Annotated in this window: 9 protein-coding genes and 1 pseudogene; 4 read left to right on the top strand and 6 right to left on the bottom strand. The window is 65.3% G+C overall.

The annotated features are described in order from the left end of the window. Nucleotides 1-11 precede the first annotated feature (11 nt). The 4 genes from IEY88_RS08630 to IEY88_RS08615 all read right to left on the bottom strand — a co-directional run bounded on the left by IEY88_RS08630 (nt 12) and on the right by IEY88_RS08615 (nt 4,131). On the bottom strand, nt 12-1,193 hold the full coding sequence (locus IEY88_RS08630) for a geranylgeranyl reductase family protein (RefSeq protein WP_189154073.1): 1,182 nt from the start codon (nt 1,191-1,193) through the stop codon (nt 12-14). 135 nt (nt 1,194-1,328) lie between these two features. After that, on the bottom strand, nt 1,329-2,351 hold the full coding sequence (locus IEY88_RS08625; RefSeq protein ID WP_189154072.1) for an ABC transporter permease: 1,023 nt from the start codon (nt 2,349-2,351) through the stop codon (nt 1,329-1,331). Continuing rightward, nucleotides 2,348-3,004, bottom strand: coding sequence for an ABC transporter ATP-binding protein (locus tag IEY88_RS08620; RefSeq protein WP_229693191.1), 657 nt, complete (start codon nt 3,002-3,004; stop codon nt 2,348-2,350). The genes IEY88_RS08625 and IEY88_RS08620 overlap by 4 nt, the downstream gene beginning before the upstream one ends. Nucleotides 3,005-3,024: 20 nt before the next feature. Next, nucleotides 3,025-4,131 (bottom strand): polyprenyl synthetase family protein, encoded by a 1,107-nt coding sequence (locus IEY88_RS08615; protein WP_189154071.1) that lies wholly within the window; start codon nt 4,129-4,131, stop codon nt 3,025-3,027. Nucleotides 4,132-4,931: 800 nt separating this feature from the next. On the opposite strand from IEY88_RS08615, the gene IEY88_RS08610 reads away from it, so the two are divergent. From IEY88_RS08610 to IEY88_RS44095, 3 genes and pseudogenes are all read left to right on the top strand, one after another. Then, a complete protein-coding gene (locus tag IEY88_RS08610; protein WP_189154070.1) occupies nt 4,932-6,008 on the top strand; it encodes a terpene synthase family protein in 1,077 nt (358 codons plus the stop codon). A 25-nt stretch (nt 6,009-6,033) separates the two neighbouring features. After that, nucleotides 6,034-6,324, top strand: a complete 291-nt coding sequence (locus IEY88_RS08605) for a hypothetical protein (protein ID WP_189154069.1) — start codon at nt 6,034-6,036, stop codon at nt 6,322-6,324. 1,687 nt (nt 6,325-8,011) lie between these two features. Then, nucleotides 8,012-8,191 (top strand): annotated as a pseudogene (locus IEY88_RS44095) (hypothetical protein); the annotation flags it as partial. 287 nt (nt 8,192-8,478) lie between these two features. Here the strand turns inward: IEY88_RS44095 and IEY88_RS08600 are convergent. Continuing rightward, the gene (locus IEY88_RS08600) at nt 8,479-11,562 is read right to left on the bottom strand and encodes a hypothetical protein (RefSeq protein WP_189154068.1); all 3,084 of its coding nucleotides are present in this window, start codon (nt 11,560-11,562) and stop codon (nt 8,479-8,481) included. Between the two features lie 754 nt (nt 11,563-12,316). Next, the gene (locus tag IEY88_RS08595; protein WP_229693190.1) at nt 12,317-13,696 is read right to left on the bottom strand and encodes a hypothetical protein; all 1,380 of its coding nucleotides are present in this window, start codon (nt 13,694-13,696) and stop codon (nt 12,317-12,319) included. A gap of 533 nt (nt 13,697-14,229) precedes the next feature. On the opposite strand from IEY88_RS08595, the gene IEY88_RS08590 reads away from it, so the two are divergent. Next, nucleotides 14,230-15,021, top strand: coding sequence for a hypothetical protein (locus IEY88_RS08590; RefSeq protein ID WP_189154067.1), 792 nt, complete (start codon nt 14,230-14,232; stop codon nt 15,019-15,021). The last annotated feature ends 60 nt before the right edge of the window (nt 15,022-15,081 follow it).

The raw sequence follows: 15,081 nt of genomic DNA, 5'->3' as shown, positions 1-15,081 counted from the left end.
GAAGGGAGCGGTCAGAGGAAGAGCCCGGCCACCCTGAGGGCCGAGCGTGCGACGGGTGTACCGAGCAGCGCCGGGATCGTGGTGTCACCGCCGAGGTACGAATCGACCCTTCGCCACACCGGAGGGACAGCGGTCAGTGCGGTGTGGACCACCCCGGGGAGCTTGGTGAAGACGTTCATGACCTGGCGGGAGGCGAGCATCTCGACTTCCAGGGTGGAGCGCACCGCATCGGTGTAGGCGATCAGCGCCTTCTCGGCGTCCGCACGGCGCTCCGCTCGTGCGATCCCGGCGGCGGCCATTCCCGCCCAAGTGCCCGAGCGCAATGCGAAGGAGATTCCTTCCCTGGACCACGGGTCGCACAGCCCCGCGGCGTCGCCGGCGACGAGCGTGCGGCCGCGCGCCAGCGGTGAATCAGGACGGCGGCACCTGGTCAGATGACCTGTGTCGTGCAGCGGGGTCAGGTGCGCCAAGCCTTGGCGGCGCAGGAACTCCCGCAGATAGGCCTTCGTGGCCTCGCCCTTGCCGCGCGCGGCGACCACGCCGGCGGTGCAGATGTCCCCCTTGGGGAAGACCCACCCGAACGAACCGGGCAGCGGCCCCCACTCCATCAACATGCGGCCGCGCCACTTCGCCGCGTCGCGCTGGTCGACCGGGACTTCGACCTCCAGCGCCAGGTCCACCTGCTCGCAGCGGACACCGACGTGGCGCCCCACCCTGCTGGCACTGCCATCGGCGCCCACGACCGCACGCGCCCGTATCCGTTCGCCGCGACCGGTGCGGACGACGACCTCGCCGGCCGCGTCCTCGAGCGCCGACACGGCGGTCTGGTCACGCACCACGGCACCGGCTCGGGCAGCCGCTTCGGTGAGCGCGGCGTCGAACTCCTCGCGGAACACCATCTTGCACCGCGCTCCTGCGGTGGAGGCGACGGTGCGTTCACGACGCCCGTTCCAGCCGAAGGTCACGGCGTCGATCTCGTCGCGGATCGTGACCGCGAGCCCAGCGGGCAGAAACGCCTGCGAGCAACCGATCAACCCGCCACCACAGGTCTTGTACCGCGGTATGGCGGCACGTTCGAGCAACAGCACATCGCATCCCGCTTCCGCCGCGACTCTGGCGGCGGTGGCCCCGGCCGGGCCTGCCCCGATGACGACCACGTCCCACGGCTGCCCGTTGAACCGATCCGCTGACATCCGATCACCGTTCCTGAGTGGAGGGTCGGGCACGACTCGATGCCCGCGATGAAGTGGTTGAGCCGTCCGTGATCCCGACAAGCACCGCCGTGCGCTCGGCGGGCGGCGGTCAGGGCGCCGTGAAAAGTGGGATGGTCAGGACACGTCGGACGCCGTCACACGCGCCGCGCGGGTCTTGCGAACGCGGGGCTGCGGAACCGTGTTGTCGCAGGAAACCGGACAGCTGGGCAGTTGCGAGCACAGCAGGATCGGGCCTGCCGTCGATTCGATCGCCAAGGTCCCGTCGGAGCGGGACGTCACGATGACCGACGCGGTCTGCGTGGCGGGCGAGGTGATGTGGCCGGCGTGATCCTTGGTACGCCAGTGGAACACGGTCACGCTCACGAGGCCGAACACCAGGAGCCACAACAAGCCGAGCAGCGCGTGGCCGATCGCACCGTCGTCGGTGAACCCGGCGACGGCTGCGGCCTGCATCGATCCGTAGGTGGGCAGCAGCCGCACCGGACCGAGGTCGGCGGAGGGGTTGATGATGGGGTTCTGCACCATGACGTCGATCAGGCTGACCATGATGATGACGAACATGCCCGCCAACTCGCTCGACAGTGCCAGGCCCAGCACCATGCCCAGGCCGCCGTAGGTCAACGCGCTGATGAACAGGCTGAACCCCACGAGTACGGGCTGGCGTGGCTCCCAGAACAGTTCCATGACGATCGTTGCGTAGACAGCGGTCGGCACGGAGACGAGGACGAGGGCGACGAACTTGGCTGTCAGCATGCTCAGACGGGGGTGTCCCGCGAGCACCAGCCGTTGGTCGAAATCGCTGGAACGCCGCACGGACGCGAACTGCATGAAGCCGATGATCAGGGTGACCGCGTTGATCACCGCCGAGATCATGGCCAGTTCGTTGGCGTTGACGTGCATCGCGTGGCCGAGCACGCGGGAGTGGAACTCGACGGTGTTGTTGGGGATGACGGTGTGGACCACGCCGATCCAGACCGGGATGAAGCACACCACCAGCCCGAGTGCGAGGTGGTTGCGGGCGTGCTGGGTGATCTCGAAGCCGATGGCTTTGAGCAGTTTGGCCCACCACGTGGTGCGTCCGTCCAGGGAGCGCTTCGCCGCACGCAGATCTGCCAGAACAGCGGTGGCCGCCTTCACAGTGCCGCCTTCCTGCTGGCGGTGGCGTGACGCGCGGTGGGCTTCTCAACGAGGACCTGCCCCTCCCGCAGCCTGTGCAGTCGATCAAACTGCTTGACGTCGTGAGCGATGTGGGAGATGACCAGCACGGACTGGCCTCTATCGCACAGTTCTCGGGTGATGGCCCAGAACGACAGGTAGTTGTCCCAGTCGAAACCCTGGTAGGGCTCGTCCATGAGGACCACGCCGGGATCGTGCATGAGCGCGAGGACGAGGTTGAGCTTCTGCTTGGTGCCGCCGCTGAGCACGCCGGCCTTGCGGTGGAGATAACGGGACAGATCCAGACGCTCCACCAGTTCGTGGGCGCGGGTGAGGGTGGCGAGCTGGTACGCGCTCTGGAAGTAGCGCAGATGTTGCTCCACGGTCAGCTCGTTGTTCACGACGATGCGCTGCGGGCAGTAACCGAGGCGACCCTTGTGCACCACGCTGCCGCGGTCGGCTTTCAGCTCACCGGATAACACACGCAGCAGCGTCGTCTTGCCCGCGCCGTTCTCACCGATGATCCCCATGATCTCTCCTGGTCGCAGGGAGAACTCGACACCGCGCAGCACCTGATGGGAGCCGAACGCCTTGTGCAGGTCCACGGCTTGCAAAGCGAAGTCCTGTGAGGACACCGCGCTCCTTTCGAGTCGGCTCAACGGGTACGAGAGGCGGCGGACAGGGCGAGCGCGGCCAGCCCCGGCTTGGCCTGCGGGGTGATAGGCGCCGATTCCAGAACGGACAGAGCTCGCTGCGTGCGGCTTGCGATCAGCTCCTCGACGCGGGCAACAGCACCTGTGTCCCGAACGACCTCCCGCAGCCGGTCCGACTCCGGCTGGTCCAAGTCCGGTTTGCCGTGCAGGGCGGTGATGATCTCGCGTTGCGCACTGGTGGCTTGTCTCCACGCGAGAACCATCAGCACGGTCTGTTTGCCCTCACGCAGGTCGTCCCGGTCCGGTTTCCCCGTCGCCCTCGGATCACCGAACACGCCCAGCAGGTCGTCTCGCAGCTGGAACGCTTCCCCGACCGGGCGTCCATAGGCGCCGCACGCGGCGAGGACGCGTGCGTCGGCGCCCGCCAGCACCGCGCCCATGCGCAACGGCAACTCCACCGTGTAGCGGGCGGTTTTCCACCGAATCACCCGCCATGCCCGCTGCACGGGATCGACGCCGGCCTCGGCTGCGCCGAGCAGGTCCAGATACTCCCCGGCGATCAGCTCGACGTGCATGGTGTCGACGAGCTCGCGCACGGCCCTCTTGCGGCTGTTTTCGGCGTCGAGGACCGACCGCAGTTCATCAGACCACACCAGGGAAAGGTCCCCGAGCAGCATCGCGGTACTGGTTCCGAACCGCTCGGCTGCCCGCTGACCGCCAGGGCCGCGGAAGCCGGCCGTGCGTGCCCGGTGCACCGTCGGTCTGCCTCGCCGCAGGTCGGACGTGTCCATGATGTCGTCGTGCACCAAGGCGAAGGTGTGGAACAACTCCAGCGCCGCGCCCAGGACAACGGGTTGTTCGGCTTCGAGATCGCCCCCGCCGGCCAGCCAACCGCAGTGGCACAACAACGGCCGGATGCGCTTGCCGCCCTTTATGAAGTCGCGCAGCACCGCTACCAGAGGCGGCAGGCACGCGTCCGGGGCGGAGTCGCGTTTGCCGTCCAGGAAAACTGCCAGGGCTGAGTTCACTCGTGCACGTGCTCGACCGACGCTCGGTTCGCCCATCGCCTCCGCGGAAAGCGTCGACAGGGCAAGGAGATCACTGGTCATCTTTTCTCCGTGTGTGCTGGAGCGTGGGCCCGTGGAGTCGAGCGCGGATGACGTCGAAGGGAGCCGGAAGGGAATCGCTCTACCGTGCCGGCTTTGCGAAATTAACACCGGATGTCGGCGAATGGCGAGCCGGAGCCGGGAAGAGACCGCGAGATCACCCTTTCCGGTGTCCTGCCTGGTTCAAGCTCGGGTGCCGGTGTCGCTCGCACCGCGGTGCACACCCACATGTGTCCGATCTGGACTATCCGCAACCGACTTCCCCGTCATACGGGGAAATCACACCTCCATCGTGTGTACGACCAACCCTCTTTGGCATGAAACGACGAACCTCCCTTGAATCGATCTCTTGGTTGAGGAAGGTTCGTTCGTATCCGGCAGTCGAAATGCTGGAAATCGTCGACGTTATCCGTCGCTCACCATTCGGCGAGGAGCGCTGCATGACCGACACGGCCCCGTCCACTGCTCGCGCCGGCGACGTCCTGCCCGGAACGTCGCCGATCCGGCGTTCATCTCGGACTCGGTGCGGTCGAGGTAGCCCCTCCGCCGCAACGGGGTTCGCCCCGCCGCACGCCCCGATCGCCTTCGAAACGGATCACAGCGTCCATGTCCCACCAGGTGCTCGCCGTCCTGTGTAGACGTACTGACTTGCACGGCGAGCCGGCCACGTCCGTCGATGGTCCTGTGCTCCATCTTCCGGCGGGGCGAGTGGTCAACACCGTTCTCGGCCACCGGTTCGTGGAGGCCCTCACCGAAAAGGTAATGCGGATGATCGATACCGCAGCCCTTGAAGGAGACCCAGCATGACCTCCCTCGACCACTCCGTCGAGCACCGGCCCTTCTACTGCCCACAACCATCGGCCGTCCATCCGCACGCCGCCGAAGCGGAGCGTGACGCCATAGCCTGGATGGACCGCGTAGGACTGTGGGCGAACGACAAGCAACGCAAACGACTCATCGGCACCAACAGCGCCGAGTTCTTCTCGCGCTTCGCCCCACGTGCCAACCCCGACGGTCTGCAGGTCGCCGTGAGATGGGTCTACTGGGGCTTCATCTTCGACGACCTGCGCTGTGACTCCGGCGAGCTCAGCGACAGGCCCCACGAGTTCCTGCGCATGGCGGGCGAAACCCAACGCGCCCTGGAGTCGCCGTGGCACCCGGTGGTCGACGACCCGCTCGTCACGGCGCTCCAGGACATCGCCCGGAGCATGCGCGAATGCGCCACACCAGTACAAGCTCAAAGGTTCGTGCACGCACACCGGTCGTGGCTGTACGCGGTCGCCTGGCAAACCGCCAACCGCGCTCAGGGCCGGATGCCCGGCCTCGACGAGTACACCATCATGCGCAGCAACTCCGCAGGAGGAGAACCCACGCTGGCCCTGCTGGAGATCGCCAACGGCAACGAGGTCCCCGGCGCGGAGATGGACTCACCACCGATCCGCGCCCTGACGGAGATGACGATCCTGATCGCCTCCTGGGACAACGATCTGCACTCCCACGCCAAGGAAAGCCGGGAGAATCATACAGAGCAGAACATCGTCAACGTCCTGATGCACCAGCACGGAGTCGGTGAGAGCGCTGCAGTCGAGCAGGCCCACACGCTTCGAGACCGGGTCATGGCTCGGTTCCTGCAGTTGCGCGCCAACGTCCTTAGCCGACCGTGTAGCCCTGCTCTGCGCGAATACCTCGCGTGTCTGGGACATGCCATCCGCGGCAACATCGACTGGGCGTTGAACGTTCCCCGCTACACCGCTGCGGACGGCTCGCCACCGACCGTTCCCCTACCCCGTGCCGAAGCCGTATGGGCATCCGATCCGAACGACATCACGGCGGAAGCACTGCCCATCCCCGCTATCACCTGGTGGTGGGGCGAACTGTGAACGACAACTACCAGAAGGAGACGCCATGAACCGCTTGCTGTCCGCGATCATCGCCATCACCGTCGCCGCCACCTCCGCGCTCTTGGTCACCGCCCCGACAACCGCCCAGGCAGCAACCGAATTCGTTACAGCTGCCGCTCATGACGTTGGTGCCCGCGCCGAGGGCGGTTGGACACGCTATCGCCGTTTCGACAACATGATGCTGTGCGAAGCTGCAGGCTTCTCAGGAATTCTGGCAGGTAGGTGGACGCAATGGCGCTGCGATGACCAGAACGTTTTGTGGATCATCACCTCCAACAAGCCCCTCAGTGAATAGGAATCGTTGGAGAGAAGACGGATTCTGTTCGTTATCTGTTCTGCCCAGCGTTCAGCGCCTTTAAGTGGCAGCTCAGCGGGTGGAATTCCCACCGAGGCGGCCGGCCGGGTTGCCGCTCGGTGCGGTAACCCGTCGCGGTTGCCGAGCCGCGTGAACTAACAGCGCCCGTGGCGTGCACAGTGACATCAGGTCGGTGAAGACGCCAGCAGCACCGGGTGGGCCTGCTCGAGTGCGGCGGTGAGGCGCTGGGTGTCCTCGGCCGGCCGCTGGACGATCGCCAGGGTGAGTTCGAGCTGGTCCCACGGTACGCGGTTCTCGGCGCACAGCCTTGAAGTCGTCTTGCTGGACCTCGGCGTAACCGGTGGCGGTCGCGGTGTTGGGGAGCCGTTGCTGGGTGAGCCCGTCGACCAGACCGTAACCAGCGGAAGATGGTGCTGGCCAGCCCGAGCCGGCAGGCGGCCCCGAGCACGCTGGGCGTACGGCCGGTTCCCTAACTAAGCGATGGCGCGGCGATGCGGTCCTCGGTCGGCGGCTGGCGGGTCATGGCGCCAGCTCCGGGGCGTGGCGGGCGAGTAAGCCGGTGACGGCGTCACGCCGCTGGGTCAGCTCTGCGACAAGCTCATCGTCCTGGCGCTGTGCCTCGATCGTCAGGGCGGTGTGGTTGCCGGCGTGAGCGCTACGTTGCGGCAGACCAGCGGCTGACAGAGTGGTGATGCTGATCGCAGGCGGCTGGTGGTATCGGTGCTGGGGCTGGCACCGCGCGATCGGGGCTGAACACGCAGGTGATCTAGGAGCCGGGTGGACGTGCGGGTCGTGGCGGGCCGGGCGCGCGGCACAGCCGGGCCGAGTAGATGATCACCGACCTGGTGACCCCAGGCACCTGCGCATCCTCGGTGAACCTTGTCTGCCGGTCGGCTGCCTCGGCGTTGGCGGGGCCGAGAGCTTGGTCCAGTCGCCGTAGCTGGCTTGCTGCCATGCACGGCGTCGAGCTTGAACTCGTAGGCGAAGCGCGGGTCTTCGACTAGCTCGCTGTCGTCGCAGGCGCCTTCATCGCCTCGATGAGGGCCAGTAGGTCCTTGTTTGGAGGCCAGTGGCGGCGGCATTTCCGGCTGCCGGCTAGTGATCTCGGTATGTGCCGCCGTCCTGGCCCGACTTTGGGCAGGGCGCCAACCTGCGCGAGATCGTTGTGCGCAGGGCCGGACGTTGGGCGGGAGTACCCAAGGATGGGAACAGGACTGACCAGCGTTTTTATAGCGGCTGCCTAGTGGTCGAGTGTCAGTTCGGGCTCCAGCCGTCGGAGTGAGCTGTTCGAAGCTTTCCGGCTGGAACTCGCTTCAACACCGACAGCGACACATCACTGTCGGGTCACGCTGAGCGGCCCCACCATCGTCGCCGCCAGTCGCGCCGCCCATGAAGCGGCAGTCATCTCGCTCGACGACGCCCGGCAGCGTCGCGAACAGCGCAAACAAGAAAAATGGGAACAAGATTCACCGGCTACGGCCGATGATCTTGTTCCCATCCTTGTGGTGCCCCCGGCAAGGCACCACGCAGACCTGCTCACTGCTTCGCCTAAGCGCCTGACCGGCAAGTTGGTGCTTGAGACGAGCTTCGTAGTGGATGAGCCGCGAGGTGGGCGATGAGCGCCTAGGTGGAACGCGGCGCAGGAGACCTAGTCGTCCGTGTGGTCATGGTGATCATGGCCTCAGTCGTGGGGCTGACCTTCCTGTTCGGGTTCGGCAACGTGCTGAGTCTGGGCCTTCGGCTGGGCGTGCCGGTCTGGGTGGCGCCGCTCGTCGCGCCCGCGGTGGACCTCTCGATCCTTGGGCTCCTGCTGAGCATTCGACACCTCGCGCTCAGCGGGGCCTCGCTCGTGAACGGCTGGCGGCGCTCGGCCTCAGGCTCTAGTGCCGATAGGCCGTTTCGGTGGTGGCTACACCACGCGTACCGACAGGCAGCGTCTCGACCAGACCGCAGCCCACGTCGTCTTCGAAGATGCACGCTTCACGGCGGAACACGGTGGAGGTGTGATCGACGTTCAATTCGTGCGGGCATGCGAGGAGCTGAGCAGGACGAGGACCACCAGAACCGCTGCTGGCCGCACCCGTGAACCTGTTCTCGCACCGTGACTGCCGCGCCCGTCCTCCGGCCATCTGCTCAACTGGAGTCATCGCTCGTCGTCACATCGGTGTTCGCGGCGAATCGGATCGGGTAGTCGATCATCGGGAGTTTCCAGCTGTACCGGAATTTCGCGATCTCGGCCCAGGCGAGGGAACTTTCGACCGAGATGAGTCGCCGAGCGCGTGCGAGTCGCTCAAAGTGCCGGCGTCCTGGTTCCCCTGATGCTGTTCTGATGTGGTCTTCACCGGCGGTGGTGAGGAAGTCGACCAAGGTGGACAACAGGAAGTTGTACGTGATCAGAGCTGTCAGCGTGCGGAGCAGCGAGTGGGTCGGCGGCAGCGGGCACTGCACGGGCGCACCCGTCCGAGGGATGAGCGGGCGGCGACAGGTGTCGAGCACCTTCAGCACGGCGCTCGCGGTCTCGGTGTCCAGGCCGGTCACGGACATCTCGGTGCCGCGCGTCCGCTCTGCGAGTTCGACGTTGGTCAGGAGCTTCGCGATCTCGTCGATTCGTTGCTCCTTGTTCTGCTCCACCACCGAAAACACCCGCCTCGCAATCCGGATGACCTCCCGTGGGATGCCTCCCGCCACGACGTAGCAGACACCCAATAGCGCCAGCGGCAGGCCCGCGACGCGTGCGGTGAGCATCGTTCTCGACTCCTCGAACGTGAGGTGGTCGACGTGCACGACGTCGTCGAAGGAACTCTCGAACACGTCGCGGATCGGCATGCCCCGGCGTTCGAAACTGGCCATCGCGTCCTCGGACAGCGAGACGAGGTAAAAGCAGCCCGGTACGCCGAAGATGGCCTTGATGTCGTTGAGGAACTTCCCCGCTGCTTCGGGGGAGAGCTTGTCGATCTCGTCGATGGCGATGACCGCGGGGCCGTGGGCGCAGACCTTGGTGAGGAACGCCCGGAGAGCTTCGACGATCTCCGGGTAGGTGCGGGCGATGGTCTGCCTGGCTCTGCTGCCGCCGGAAGTGCTGTCGAGTCCCACGGAGAACCCGCTGCCGCCGGAGAGTTTGAGCGCCCGCTGCCACGTCGCCGAGATGGTCTGCTGGAACCGGATCTCCTCGATGTGCTGCTTGGCCTCAGCCGCCAGGCCATCGGCCCAGTTCTCGTGAGGCGACGGGGTGAAGTCCGCGACCGGCTCTTCCTTCTGCTCGGAGAAGTCGTTCGTCCCGCCCCGCAGGTGGCTCATGATGAGCACGACGAGCGCGGACACCACCGCGAACACTCCCAGCCTGGTCTGGACACCGGCCGCGGTGATGAGGACCGTGCCGGCCAGTAGCAGCACTACCCGGCTGTGGCCTGTCAGGTGCCGGACCACATCCGATGTGGCCAGAGAGGCGAACCGGTTTGCGGTCCGCGGCAGTGCGAGAGGGGAAGCCTCGTACAGTTTCGCGGCGAACCCGATGAACAGCGAGACCAGGCCGGCGATCGCGAACGGCCAGTTCGTGCCGATGCCGCCGAAACCCAGCGGAACCACGGCGAGCATCAGCGCCGCTACGTAGAGAGGTCCCCCCAAGCGATAGGTCTCCAACAGCGTCGCCAGCATCGCGAGCCCAGAACCCCACACGAGCCAGGCGAAACCTGCCGGAGACTGCCCGAGTTGCACTGCGAAGACCAACGAGAGCACGCCCCCCGCCAGCAACACACCGCGCACTGAGCTGTACCAGTACCAGCCCTGGTGCTGTGGGAACGCGGCATTGACGTAGATCCACGTGAGCACACCTGCTGCCACCACGACGAGGGTCTTTTGAACGCCGGAATGTGTCGCGGCCATCTGAAGAGCCGCAGTGCCTACCAATGTGATGGTCATCAGGACGCCGAACCTGATCGGGCGTCCTCTCCGGAGCATGAACATCAAAAGCGTGAGGCCTAGCAGGGTCACCAAGTAACTAGCGCTCAACCACAAGGGGTTCGCGCCGGACGATGGCAAGCTCAGTGAAGCAGCACTCCACCACACGAGTGTAATCCCGAGGTAGAGCGCCGCGACAATGGTGTCCGATCGGCGACGCCAGCGCAGGAAGCGGGTGGGCGTCAGCGTGAGGAGAGCGCCCAGAACCGTTGCCAGCGCCAGGTTTGCGGCGTTCGGTGGCCTGTTTAGCAGCACGCTCGCGATCCAGCCCGCCAAGCCCATGACCAGCAGCGCTGTCGCCGTTCTGGCGATCAGCACGTGGTGGAATTCGCTGGTGTCCCGCCGAACCTGTTCCGGCTCCGGTGCGACGGCCGGCGAAGCGGCGTCGAGCACGTTCGTGCACACCCGCTGAAACAGGTGCAGCACGAACTCCTTGGCCTCGTACTCCACCGGCGCCGGGATCACCTGCGACACCACTGCCCGCTGCTGCCGGAACACGCGCCCCGGCTCGGCCATCATGCGCAGCAGGGTCGTCTTTCCGGCACCTCGGGGACCGGACAGGCCGATGCTGCCACCCTGGAGGCTCTCCATCAGTCCGGTCAGCGCGTCGCCTGATCGTGTGGTCACGTCGAACTGCTTGTCCGAAAGATGCGCCAGCCCAGGCGCGGTCGGGACCCGCAGCAGCATCCCGTGGAAGGCCCGGGACTGAGCTTCGAGGCGCTTGGAGAGCTGTGGTCTGAGGTGCAGTGGCAGCAAACCGTCTTCCACGAGGCTCGTGCTGAGCGTCTCACGTGCGGCCGACAGGTTCACCAGGAGCTGTCGGTACTCGCCGGACAGATCCAGGAACCTGTCGATGTCACGTCGGGTGCTGCTCTGACGGGACTTCAGCTGATGGTAGTTGTGCTGAAGGGTGGAGAGCGCCTGTGCGAGTTCCTTCAAGTTCTTGTCGAGTTTCGAGGCCGGTGTGTCGAGAACGACCTTGTCGCGGACAGGCCGCAGCCACTTCGCCGACGCTCTTCTCTTCTTGGCTGTGACTTCCTGGTCCCGGAGTTCCAGTTCCCGCATTCGCCTCGCATCGCGCTCGATCGCTGCGGCGCTCACCGCGAGCTCCTGCTTTCGCTCTGCGGCCATGCGTTTGGCGTGAAGCTCGGCAATCACCTGTTCGAGGCCGGTCGCGTCTTTGCGCATCTGTTCGTACTCGGGGAACTGCTCTTGGACGAGCCGGGTTTCGAGCGCGCTCAACTCGCTGGTCAGCTTCACGAACGTCTGCCGCGCTGGCTTCACGCTCAGCCAGATCTCGGCCTCCGGCAGGTCTCGCTGGAGCTCGCGGCGCAGTGTGGCCACATCGGTGCCGGTGCCGGAGCACAGCTGGCGGAAGTGCGCTTGGATCTCCTCACCCTCCATGGCGGTCTCCAGCAGCGTGTCGAGATTCGGCAGTGACGTGTCAGCCATGCCGTGCACGTCGCCAGACGGCCGCGAGCGTTACTCCGCTCGCGGCCGACTCACACGAACCGGGCCTGGCTTCGATCTTCATAGGCCACCTCTGAAGGTGCTGATTGGTGGAGGCGGCGGTAGTGGTTCCGGCGGTGCGAGAGCGGGGACTCGTCGTCCGGAGCTGGCCTCCAGGCTGGGCTGAGGTCGGCAGGATGGCCTGCGGCCAGAGCTGCGCGAGTTCGGCGAGCCGCTGTCGGCCTGACCGTCGCATGGTGGAGCCGGAGATCGGCAGCCAGCTGGTCCCGGCCGGGGTGTGGCTGTCTGCGGCACTGGTGGCGGCGGGTACGAGCAGCGGGTCGTCGAGCTGCGCCAGCCTGTCGGAGAGCGCGCCGCGGGCGTTGGATTCGCGGCGTTCGGTGGGCAGCCACACGAGAACAGGAGTGCTGATTCCCGTTGCGGTTGCGAGCTTCTCGTAGCCGTGGAGTTTGTTCCCGCTGCTCGTCGGGCCAGACGACCTTGGAGCCCTCGACAGCGGTGAACATCCGGCGGCGGTTGGTCGGTGCTGATCGAGGGCCTGGTCCTACTTAGCCCTGGCACCTTGGATGTTGCGGGTGCTCCACTGGGCAAGTTGGCGCCTGATGTCGCTGTCCTTCACGAGTTGATCAGGTGTGCCAGTGAACCTGAGAACGGACTCCAACAGGGCCCGGTCTCGGCGGCCAGTGAGCTTCGGGACGATGAGGTCAAGCAACTCGATCCACTTCTTGCGAGGCAGGTCGAATTGGAGTCGGCTAGAGATCAAGTCATGCGCGAAAGTCCGCAGTGCCAGACTGGCTTGCTCGGTGTCGAACAGGCCGATCAGATCCTTGTAGATAGGGTCGGCGAAATGGGCTTCGCCGTGACCGTTGGTAAGGAACACGTACACGATCACGTTCACGTATGACTCGACGAGCTGGGTGGGCACGCTGCCGTACCGGCCGACGAGCTCCGCGAGCCGATTGGCCACGGCCGGCTCGTTGTAGAAGTTGTTCATGGCTTCGTGCGTGTCGTGCAGTTCCCGGAGCGCCTTGGCGAGTTCGGCGGTTCGCTCGGTTTCTGGCAGGTACGCGGCCCCATCGACGAGATCGAGTAGCTCTCGTGCCCGCTCGGCGCGGTCGTTGTCGGCGTTAGCGCGGAACCGTGCCAGTTTGACGCCACATTCGTTCCGGGCGGTCTCACTAGCGTTGGGCCAGAGCTTGGGCCAGAGCTGGCGGACGTTGTCGAGGACGTCTGGGGTGGCGTCCGGGGGCGTGTAGATGCCGAACAGTCCGGCAGCGAGGTTGTCCGCCTGGGCATCGGGAAGCCCGTCGAAGAACGCGGCCGCCTTGTCCAGCTCGTCAGCCGGCAGGCGCTGTGCCTTGACGTTGTGCAGAAGGCGGCCGATGTCGGCGACGACGTTGGTGTGCGGGAGGGTAATGACCTCGCGGATGCAGGTCTCCAACCACTCCGCTAGCTTCAGGCCGGTCAGGGTTACCTGGTTGGGGTGCGCGGCGCTGGCGTTATTGCGCATGTAGCGGATGTGATCGAGCTGCCTGAAGCCGACATCGCTGATCAGCTGGATGCGGTTGGCTGCCTGCATCAGCTTCTGATCGTCGATCTTCTCGAGATCGTCCGGGGTCCGCAGGTCTTTCCGGCGGGCCGGGTCTTGCTCGGCGATCTCGAAGAAGTAGGCGACGTCGAAGGAGGCGATCCGAGTCCGGAGCTCGTTGATCGTCTCATTCCACAGGTAGTTCAGCGCCGCGTCGAACAGGCCGACCGAGGCGGCCAGCATCATTCTTGCGATGTAGGCGGCACGGGCCCGCTGGGTTTCGTCCAACCCTTCGAGAGCGAAGGGCATATTACTCAGGAGGACTTGCCGCTCGCGGATCGCTACAACCACGGCGTCGGTTGGCAACCCGCACAGCTCGATCACGTTCAGCATCACGTCTTCGAACGTCTGTAGGTTCTGACCTGCCGATTCGAGCCTGGCGCGGAGATCTACGACCGCAGGCACAGACTCCACAGAGGTACTGATCGGCCCTCTAGAGCCATGTAAATTTTCAGGCATCATCCACCCCCTCTGACTTCCCATGGTCGCCGGAAGAGGTTCCGAACTCCGGCGGCCCCTCCGTGATCTCACCCTCGTGCACTTCTCGCATAGCGTCATCCGACGGCTCGCCGTTACGCCGTGTACGCACATGCTGATCAGCTAGCTCAGCTGTGGCGCGATCACCTCGGCGGGACCTCGGTCCATGCGCAGGCCTCGCCACGCGGTGTGCCGGCGCCTGTCGTCTTCGCCGCGGGTGAACTGCCGGAACCGGACCCCGCCGACGAGAAGGCGTGGGACCTCTCAGATGCGTCCGACGTCCAAGGCCACTGACGACGCGACTCGAAGTTTCGACCGTCGCGCTGATCGGGTTTAGGCGGAGCACCGTCTAGCAGGCACCAACCAATCGCAGATCCTGTAAAACAGCACTCGTGAAGGAAATGCTCAGGGTTTTCGAGGACGCCTCCACCGACCTCGACCTATGGCGGCAACGAGTACAGCAAGTCGAGCGTCCCGAGCCTGGCAGCGATCTCGCCCAGGACGACGCGGTGTTCGCTCACCACCTGATCAGCGAAACCGTACGCACGAGCCTGGCCTCTGCTGGTGAACATCTGCGCTTGGTCCGCGACGGGCTGGAGTGCGGCAACTACTACAACATGAGCCAGTACAGCGCTGTGCGTGCCGCCATCGTCGGAGCGACCCAGGCCGTCTGGGTCCTAGCTCCCGACGATGCAATGATCCGGCGCGAACGAGGCCTCACAGTGATCACTGAGACCTACGTTCAACTACGGAAGTATCACGAACTCACCCTCCGGCAAGCTCCGCAGCTTCAGCTGTCTGCCGAGAAGCAGAAGCGATTGCGCGAACAGATTGATTGGGTGAAGTCTCGTGAAGATGCCGTGTGGGACGTCCGGACGTCGAAAGCAGAGTTGCAAGGTGCGACGTTCATCGAAGCGGCGGCACCAGTGATCTTTCCGGGCGATGTGTTCCGTCAAGCGGGCTTGAGGCAGTCGTGGAACATTCTCTCTTCAGACGCACACGTCCTGATGTGGAGCTTGGCGATGAGGACGAGCTTCGTTGACCCGCCGGACAAGAACTCGGGACTCTCGGCTGGTACAGCCAACGGGCAGGGGCTTGGAAACCTAGCCGGATGGTTCAGCCTCGCAATACAGAGTCTGCGCTGTGGCTGGAGCACTTTCGACCGCCGTTGCGAAGGATCTTGAGCATGTTCGCCGCATGGCTTGAGGTAGAGCTACTCGCCTAGCGGCCGACCGCGCTCTTCG

It is taken from the genome of Lentzea pudingi (assembly GCF_014646255.1).
Classification (GTDB): Bacteria; Actinomycetota; Actinomycetes; order Mycobacteriales; family Pseudonocardiaceae; genus Lentzea; species Lentzea pudingi.
This window is presented reverse-complemented; position numbering and strand designations above follow the sequence as displayed.